Origin of the sequence: Paenibacillus sp. ALJ109b (assembly GCF_010747435.1) — a bacterium.
Classification (GTDB): domain Bacteria; phylum Bacillota; class Bacilli; order Paenibacillales; family Paenibacillaceae; genus Paenibacillus; species Paenibacillus taichungensis.
The window spans coordinates 1-7,962 of sequence record NZ_JAAIFP010000043.1; the positions used below are offsets into that span (position 1 = coordinate 1).

6 protein-coding genes and 1 pseudogene are annotated in these 7,962 nt (G+C 49.1%); all 7 read right to left on the reverse strand.

Translation table 11 applies throughout. The features are described from left to right. Nucleotides 1–187, reverse strand: a pseudogene (locus G3352_RS30565) (D,D-dipeptide ABC transporter permease); the annotation flags it as partial. Between the two features lie 55 nt (nucleotides 188–242). Beyond that, on the reverse strand, nucleotides 243–1,175 hold the full coding sequence (locus G3352_RS30570; protein ID WP_062324145.1) for an ABC transporter permease: 933 nt from the start codon (nucleotides 1,173–1,175) through the stop codon (nucleotides 243–245). Between the two features lie 42 nt (nucleotides 1,176–1,217). Further along, entirely contained in the window at nucleotides 1,218–2,861 is a 1,644-nt protein-coding gene (locus G3352_RS30575; protein WP_163761688.1) for an ABC transporter substrate-binding protein, read from the reverse strand. A 199-nt stretch (nucleotides 2,862–3,060) separates the two neighbouring features. Beyond that, a complete protein-coding gene (locus G3352_RS30580) occupies nucleotides 3,061–4,401 on the reverse strand; it encodes an LLM class flavin-dependent oxidoreductase (protein ID WP_064635749.1) in 1,341 nt (446 codons plus the stop codon). 308 nt (nucleotides 4,402–4,709) lie between these two features. Beyond that, nucleotides 4,710–4,985, reverse strand: coding sequence for a glutaredoxin family protein (locus tag G3352_RS30585; RefSeq protein ID WP_063566643.1), 276 nt, complete (start codon nucleotides 4,983–4,985; stop codon nucleotides 4,710–4,712). Between the two features lie 201 nt (nucleotides 4,986–5,186). Then, nucleotides 5,187–6,134: a phosphotransferase family protein gene (locus G3352_RS30590; protein ID WP_163761689.1), complete on the reverse strand. Its 948-nt coding sequence runs from the start codon at nucleotides 6,132–6,134 to the stop codon at nucleotides 5,187–5,189. 217 nt (nucleotides 6,135–6,351) lie between these two features. Next, nucleotides 6,352–7,917: a glycosyltransferase family 2 protein gene (locus tag G3352_RS30595; protein ID WP_163761690.1), complete on the reverse strand. Its 1,566-nt coding sequence runs from the start codon at nucleotides 7,915–7,917 to the stop codon at nucleotides 6,352–6,354. Nucleotides 7,918–7,962 lie beyond the last annotated feature (45 nt).

Genomic DNA, 7,962 nt, shown 5'->3' on the forward strand with positions numbered 1-7,962 from the left:
GAGCAATCCATCCCGGCACGATTGCACAAGTGACGGTAAACACCACGACCAGCAAAGCTGCATAAAAGAATAAACGGGATACCGCGAATGAGACGCGGTGACGCAGGGGACGGCGACTCCAGAGGCGTAAACGCCCTGTTCTGGCCGTCCAACCTTTTTCATCACCCACCAATGGTTTCATGCTCATAAGACTCCTCCTTTCTCACTACGCGTTCAGATGTTTCAGACTGTTCCATCCGTCCTCACGTTCGGACTGCACGCCTAACTCTGGGATCAATGTACGCATAAGAGATATCCACCAGTAAATTCAACACGACATAGATAATTGCTGTGAAAAAGACTACGCCCTGCACAACAGGCAGGTCTTTGGCCATCAATGCATCCGCGATGATTCTGCCGATGCCTTGTCTGGAGAAGACCGTCTCCACCACGACGGTTCCTGCAAGCAAATCACCAATCAACATGCCGATGACCGTCACCGCAGGAATCAGTGCATTACGCAGCGCATGACCGTACATGATGGTCCGCTGTGAAAGACCTTTTGCTCGTAATGCCACGATAAAAGGTTCGTTCACCACTTCCAGCATGCTGTTACGCACCATACGTACGATGAAACCCGCACCGACGAGGCCCAGTGTTGCAGCAGGAAGCACCAATGAACTGAATCCGTCGGAGCCCATCGCCGGGAACCAGCCGAGCTGAACCGAGAACAACAGGATCAACAGAATGCCGGTCCAGAAGGTCGGCATGGAGATGCCAAACAATCCAACAAGCCGGGCGATAAAATCAATCACGCCATTACGATGAATGGCAGACAGTACGCCGAGCGTAATGCCAATGGTTATCGCAATGATTGAGCTGAGCGCGGTCAACGCCAGTGTGGCGGGGAAATGTTCCAATATTTTGGGCAGCACCGGGTCGGAATTAATCATTGATTTGCCGAAATCCCCACGCAGCATGTCTCCGAAATAGTTGGCAAACTGGATGTAAAACGGCTGATCCAGACCCAGCTGAACCCGCAGGTTCTGAATCATCTCCGGTGTTGCCGATGACGGGTCCAGCATAAGCAGGACCGGATCACCCGGCAGCAGATACATGATGCAGTACACCAACACCGAAGCTCCCAAAATAACCAGAAGCGATGTAGCAAGTCTTGTCAGTATCGTTTGAACCATACCGGGTCGTCTCCTTCCAGTCTGCATAATTGACGGTACGTTTTATGGCTGAATCCGAACATCATTGAACAACGGATACCCGAGTGAATCAAACTTGATACCCTGCACCGACTTGGATGCAGCCACCGTATAAGGGAACACATAGATCGGTAGAATTACAGCCTGCTCGATCAGATATTGTTGAATCTGATTATAGATATCCACGCGTTTATCCGGATCAGTCTCCACCGCTCCCTGTTCGAGCAGTTTATCGATCTTCGGATCGGATAAACCGGATAATGTCGGACGTTCACCTTCTGCACTCGTATGATAGAAGGCATAGAGCGCATTCGGATCAGAATTGACCTGGCTGTTGCCATAGAGATCATAATCCCAGTTCTGATAGATGACCGTAGCAACGTCCTTCGTAATTTCAACTTCAACTGCTATGCCGACCTGCTTGAGCTGCTGCTGAATAATCGCTGCAATGTCGTTACGTTTCTCCCGATTCGGCGAACCGTCCACATAATGCAGAGTCAGCTTCTTACCATCTTTTTCACGAATGCCGTCTGCTCCCTTGACCCAACCTTGCTCATCAAGCAGCTGATTGGCCTTGTTGATATCCGGATTGATACTTCCTTCCAGAGAAGCATTATAACCGAGGATTCCCGGAGACAGTGCAGACCACGCGCGTTCGTAGTTGCCCAGATACAGTGTCTTCACGATGGATTCCACATCAACTGCAGATTGCACCGCCTGTCTGACTTTCACATCATCCCAAGGCGCTTTGCGCAGATTGAAGAAGAGGGTATATGGCAAACCAACGGTATTGGCCTGCAGCAACTGCTGGTTCGGATCGTTCTTCAGGGCTGCAATATTTTGCGGCGGAACGGTCTCGGCGGCAAGCACCTGCTTACTCTGTACACTGCCGATGCGCGTTGCTTCTTCCGGTACAATTTTGAACGTAATCGTATCAATATGAGGGGCACCTTCATTTTCAACGGTTGCGGGAGCCCAGTTGTAATCCTTGTTTTTGGCGACAACGATATCCGCATTTTCATCCCATTTCACAAAGGTATACGGACCGGTCCCTACCGGATTTTTACCCAGTTGATCTCCATACTTTTTGGCGGCTGTAGGAGATACGATCCCCAGCAGGGCCTGACTCAAGTTGCCGAGAAAGGCTTGCGAAGGTTGTTCCAGATTCACCTTGATGGTGTATTCATCAATAACTTCCGAGGAGCTATAAGGTCTAATCAGGGCAAGGGAATTGGCGGCTTTGGTGGCCGGATCGATCACCCGATCCAGATTGAACTTCACGGCATCCGCGTTAAATGGTGTGCCATCATGGAACTTCACATCTTCACGCAGTTTGAACGTATAACTTTTGCCATCCTCCGATACACTCCACTCCTTGGCAAGCCAAGGTTTGATGGAACCATCCGGCAGCTGTACCACCAGATTGTCATAGATCGTTCGGATCGCACGTACGGTTACGGCAAGACCACTTCGATGCGGGTCCAGCGTATCCGGCGATGTGGCGAGTGCGTAGGTTAGATTCCCACCTTCTGCTTGCCCAGCCGCCTGCTCCCCACCGGAAGCCTGAACTGCACTGTTCGAGTTACCTGCCGCTCCGCAACCGGATAATACCAGCACCAATACTGCCGCCAATGCCATATATTTCATCCATGAGATAGACCTGTTCATATAGCTTCCCCCTCTGTGTATACAGGTGTCATTGATTCATTGAATTAATGATTTAATGATTTATAGATCTTTATTAAGATAACCTATCTGTTAACTTGGTTTTATAGCATCATTCGGCACTTTCCGCATATGCAATCCGAATAGTTCACCCGACTACCTCAACTTTGAGACTGCTGCCGAATTTCAGCTCTCCAGTTTCTTAAGCCTCGGTTCCAACTTGCTCCCGGGCAGCCGTGTAACGATTCACGGGAATTTGCACACCGAGATTGCCACGCAATGTGTCATGCTCGTATTCGGTGCGATAGATGCCGCGCTCTTGCAGAATCGGAACAACCAGTTCCACGAAATCGGCCAATCCACTTGGCAGTTCGGAATGAATAATGAATCCATCCGCCGCTTCGGCTTCGAACCATTCCTGGATCTTGTCAGCCACCTGCTCCGGTGTGCCAAGGAATTTGCTTTTCGGTGTTGCTGCCCGCAGGGCTACTTCACGCAGCGTCAATCCTTGCTCTTTGGCATCCCGCTTGATTTTGTCCGTACCACTGCGGAAGCTGTTGCTTCCAATGCCATTCAATTCAGGGAATGGTTCATCCAGCGGATATTGGGAGAAGTCATGATGCTCGAAGAAACGTCCCAGGTAGTCCAGCGCTTTATCGATAGTGACCAGGCTGGCAATCTCCTGATATTTCTGTTCTGCTTCTTCTTCTGTCCGTCCAATGATTGGATTGATCCCTGGCAAAATGACGATATCCTGTGTGGAACGTCCGTAGGTTGTTGCGCGGGTTTTGACATCTTTGTAGAAGGCCTGAGCATCCTCAATAGAATCATGCCCTGTAAAAACAGCATCCGCTTCTTTGGCAGCAAGGGTCTTGCCATCTTCTGAAGAACCTGCCTGGAAAATAACCGGCTGCCCCTGCTTTGAACGTGCAATGTTAAGTGGTCCCTGTACGGAGAAGAACTCTCCTTCATGATTGAGTGTGTGCAGCTTGGATGGATCGAAGAAAACGCCGCTTTCTTTGTCTCTTACAAAGGCATCGTCTTCCCACGAATCCCACAAGCCCTTGGTCACCTGTAAATATTCGGTTGCAATCCGGTAACGTTCCGGGTGGGTAGGATGGTTGCTTTTGCTGTAGTTTTTGGCTGAACCTTCAAGCGGGGATGTAACCACATTCCAGCCAGCGCGGCCGTTACTAATCAGATCAAGGGAACCGAACTGTCTGGCAACTGTGAATGGATCACTATAGGAGGTGGAGAGTGTTCCAACCAGACCAATCCGTGAAGTAATGGCGGCCAGGGCGGACAACAAGCTGATTGGCTCAAATCGATTCAAGAAGTGAGGTATGGATTTCTCGGTAATATAAAGACCGTCAGCGATAAAAACGAGATCGAATTTGCCTTCTTCTGCCTTCAACGTCTGGCGTTTGTAAAATTCAAAATTCACACTGGCATCCGATTGAATCTCCGGATGTCTCCAAGTCGTCATGCTGCCTCCGACACCGTGGACAATCGCTCCAAATTTCAAACTGCGCTGAGCCGTCATATTACATTCCGCCTTCCTTGGATTAGGATATATCAAGAAATTTCTAAAGTCCGATCTGATACGGATAACGAAAGAAGAAAATTCAAAAGTTAACTATTCCTATGAGTTTGGTCAGCTTTAATTTCACAAATCTTATCACTGCCCCGCACATCGGTCAACAGCGTTGCTTATAGAACTTTTCTATATAAGGATTGGATATCTAAATAAGAGGATGGATTAGAGCTTATAAAAGTCTCCGACTGCTGCACACTGATATGACAGCCTTTAGCAGCCGGAAACTGCTTTATCAAGAGATCCGCCACGTCCGGTCAGACTGCTGCTTCATCGGGCTGGGCGAGAAGTTCCGCCAGTTTCTCCAAATCAGGCTCCAGCAATGCTTCATACTTGCCGTCTCCACCCACCTCAATGACTGGTACATGTCGAATGCCATATTTGGCTTCAAGCACGTCCCTCAGCACATCGTTGCCTTGCACTTCGATGTTCTCAAAAGGCTGGTTGCGGGCCGTTAGGAATGCCTTTACCTCCCCGCAGAAATGACAGCCTGTTTTGCTCCAAAGCACTACTTTTTTCGATGTAGAAGACATCGGCATACCTCCTGATTGTTTCATTGTCAGATCAGGGATGGATCACCACCCAGACCATTAATTCCTATCTGTTAAATAAGAATTATGGCTATAAATGTACTCCTCACCTCTTCAAGCGTCAATGGATCTTCCAATAGAATAAACCTATAAGAACATAGAAAGATTAAATTTAAAATTTGAAAAGAGCTCTTCAAGAGCTCTCTAATTCCTGAACCTATCACTAACCATGTTAAAGACCTGTTTGGCAGAACCGGCATAATCGTTAACCTGGTCCGGCCGTTTATCCATAGCCCATCGGAGGGTATCAAAGGCTTTTAACAGCAATACATGCCTCGCCAGATCCAGCTCCTCCACACTCATTCCGTATCCTTCCGAGAACGCTTTCAATTGTTCTATGTCAGGGCCTTCACCACGGAGCTGACACTGCATCAGATGGATGACATCTCCATAGGGCACAACAGTAACTTCGGCACTCCCCCAATCCAGCAGTATCAACTGACCTGTCGGATGAACCATCGTATTTTTTAATGAAATATCACCATGACATAAACCGAATCGGAACTTTTCATCTTGCAACTGCTCGAACCATTGTCGTACAATCGCCGATTCCCTCTTCTTGATTACGCCCAACTCAAGCAACGGATCACGCTCTGTCAAACTATCGATGTTATACTGCACATATCCTTTCCAGCTGCCATCTGATCCTGGATGAGGCGGAGAATGGAATGTACCCTGAATGGGATCAATCAGCTCCTCGCCAAAACCGGCCACTTGAATGGAATGTATACGTCTCGCATATTCACCGAGCTTCCTCCAGATGTCAGTCGGGGCTACTTTACTATCCAATCCGTTATCCCCCTCGACAAACGTTTGAATCATATATGCCACCTCATCCTTAACCCCAACGGACAATGTAGATGGCCCGGGAATACCCGCTGCGGCTGCCTGCTCAATACACCATTTCTCTTTGATAAAGGTGGGATAATTAACCTTGTTGTTCATGCGGACCACGACTTTATGACGTTCCGTCTCAACCAAGCACACCTGATTCACAAAACCTTTTCCGATAATCGGGTATGAAGATCTCACTTGTTCCTGAAGAAACTCACCAGCAATAGTTTGGGCTTGTACTGCCATGGTGTCTTTCATCGTGTATTCCCCCTATCTCGGTATACTTAAATATGCTTTAGAAAATTGAATTGGTCATAGTGTAAAAGTAAATCGCTAATCTTTCAATCGTTACATCTCATGATTCGTGATATATGTAAAGTTCGGATGCGGAAAGATGTGTAGCGTTACGATACGCTGTACATCATATTCCGCATCATGCTGTCGTGCCGATATACATGGCAGCCGAACCCGGCCATTACAAATCTTTGTTCAAGAGCTGGGGAGGAGCAATAATGGGCCAGTCTTCTTCGATCGTACGCAATTGGTTCGCAGATACATGAACGATATGCCCGGATTGCACTCCCCACCGTTCCGCAGCATAAGGGGTTGCAAACCTCCTGCGTTTACTGCCACTAATCTGGTACCATATATCCCGCTCATTCGTCGCGGCAACAATCATGCCTTCCTCCAGTGCATCGCGGTTGCTCTGAACGGGTTGAGCATGAACATGACTTCTTTCCTGGGGCCAGCCCTGCACCTCACCTGCAGATATCAGTGGCTCACCTTCAGGTGCCCCGAGCAGATCCGGTTTCGCAACCAGAACGGGAGAAATGCCGCGTGGAACGGGGATGTTTAGCTTGCGTCGCTGCCCACGTATCAGTCGATAAACATCGCCCTTGATATCAGAGATGTAACAGCCCTCCGGGTAAAAGTCCGTGCTGCGTCTCAGCTTATGTGTTACATCGCTGCTGCCCTTGGTGGAAATGTGCTGTCGCAGATCGGGGGGATCTGACTTACCCTGGGGCGTCTTGTTTTTGTTTTCCTGCTGACTGGTCGACACCTTGGCATGCAGCGAGAGCCGGGAAGTATCGGCAACCAGCGCATGAGGATCTCCCCATTTTTGTGTATAAAACTGTTCGTTATCCTTATGCACGACTTCATAATCCTGCTCTCCCAGCGCCTTCATGCTTACACTTCCGTAGTGATGTATGAAGGCATCCCCGGCCACCCCCAGCCTGTATCCCGCCAGCTTTGCCCGGATGATCCAGTCGTCATCTTCAAAATTGCCCACGGCGTAACCTTCATCAAGATAACCTACCCGCTCCAGCAATTCCCGTGAGAATAGCCAGCAAAATCCGACCAGCCTTTCGGTCTCCCCATGTTTCGTGGCATCCGGACGATTATGTCGAGCAGCAAACGACCACATATCCTCCACTTCCCTGTACGGGACTTCAATCTGCTGATCTCCACCAATGTAATTCGTAACCGGACCCACAACTCCCATCTCGGGATGATTGTCAAGACAGGTCATCATGTTTTCCAGCCAGCCCGGGGTGACCAGTGTATCGTTGTTTAGCACCACGATATGTCGACCCCTCGCCATCATCAGTCCATGATTGACACCGCCGGCAAAACCACGATTCTTATCCAGCGCAGCGACCCTTACCATGCCACCTTTGCGAAGCATGGCTTCCGCCGTGCCATCCTTTGACGCGTTATCCACAACAATAATTTCAAAGGGGGCCGGTGTATGCTTTTCAATACTGGACACACATTGGAGGGTATATTCGCGCTGGTTGTACGTCGGAATAATAATGCTTACACCTTCGAATACGAGCCCGAATGAGCTTTCCCCCTGTCGCACGCCCTCATCATAGCCTTTGTGGTAGCCCTGCTTATACAGTTTTGCGTTCTTGGCTGCCCGTTTACCTGAGCCTTGGCGTCTAATCTTCCCACCACTCCGGCTTCGAGCTGCATGCAAAACAACGGTTTCGGATGACGATGCTTTCCGCTGTTTTGAACGTCTGCTTGATGTGCTCATGTTGCTTCCTCCATTTCCCCTCATCCAAATGCGCGTTACGATGAA

What these genes read in the sequence shown, in the direction of transcription:
- G3352_RS30585 (WP_063566643.1), bottom strand. Translation starts at nt 4,985, where the DNA reads ATGTCTTCTACATCGAAAAAAGTAGTGCTTTGGAGCAAAACAGGCTGT.
- G3352_RS30575 (WP_163761688.1), bottom strand. Translation starts at nt 2,861, where the DNA reads ATGAACAGGTCTATCTCATGGATGAAATATATGGCATTGGCGGCAGTA.
- G3352_RS30595 (WP_163761690.1), bottom strand. Translation starts at nt 7,917, where the DNA reads ATGAGCACATCAAGCAGACGTTCAAAACAGCGGAAAGCATCGTCATCC.
- G3352_RS30570 (WP_062324145.1), bottom strand. Translation starts at nt 1,175, where the DNA reads ATGGTTCAAACGATACTGACAAGACTTGCTACATCGCTTCTGGTTATT.
- G3352_RS30590 (WP_163761689.1), bottom strand. Translation starts at nt 6,134, where the DNA reads ATGAAAGACACCATGGCAGTACAAGCCCAAACTATTGCTGGTGAGTTT.
- G3352_RS30580 (WP_064635749.1), bottom strand. Translation starts at nt 4,401, where the DNA reads ATGACGGCTCAGCGCAGTTTGAAATTTGGAGCGATTGTCCACGGTGTC.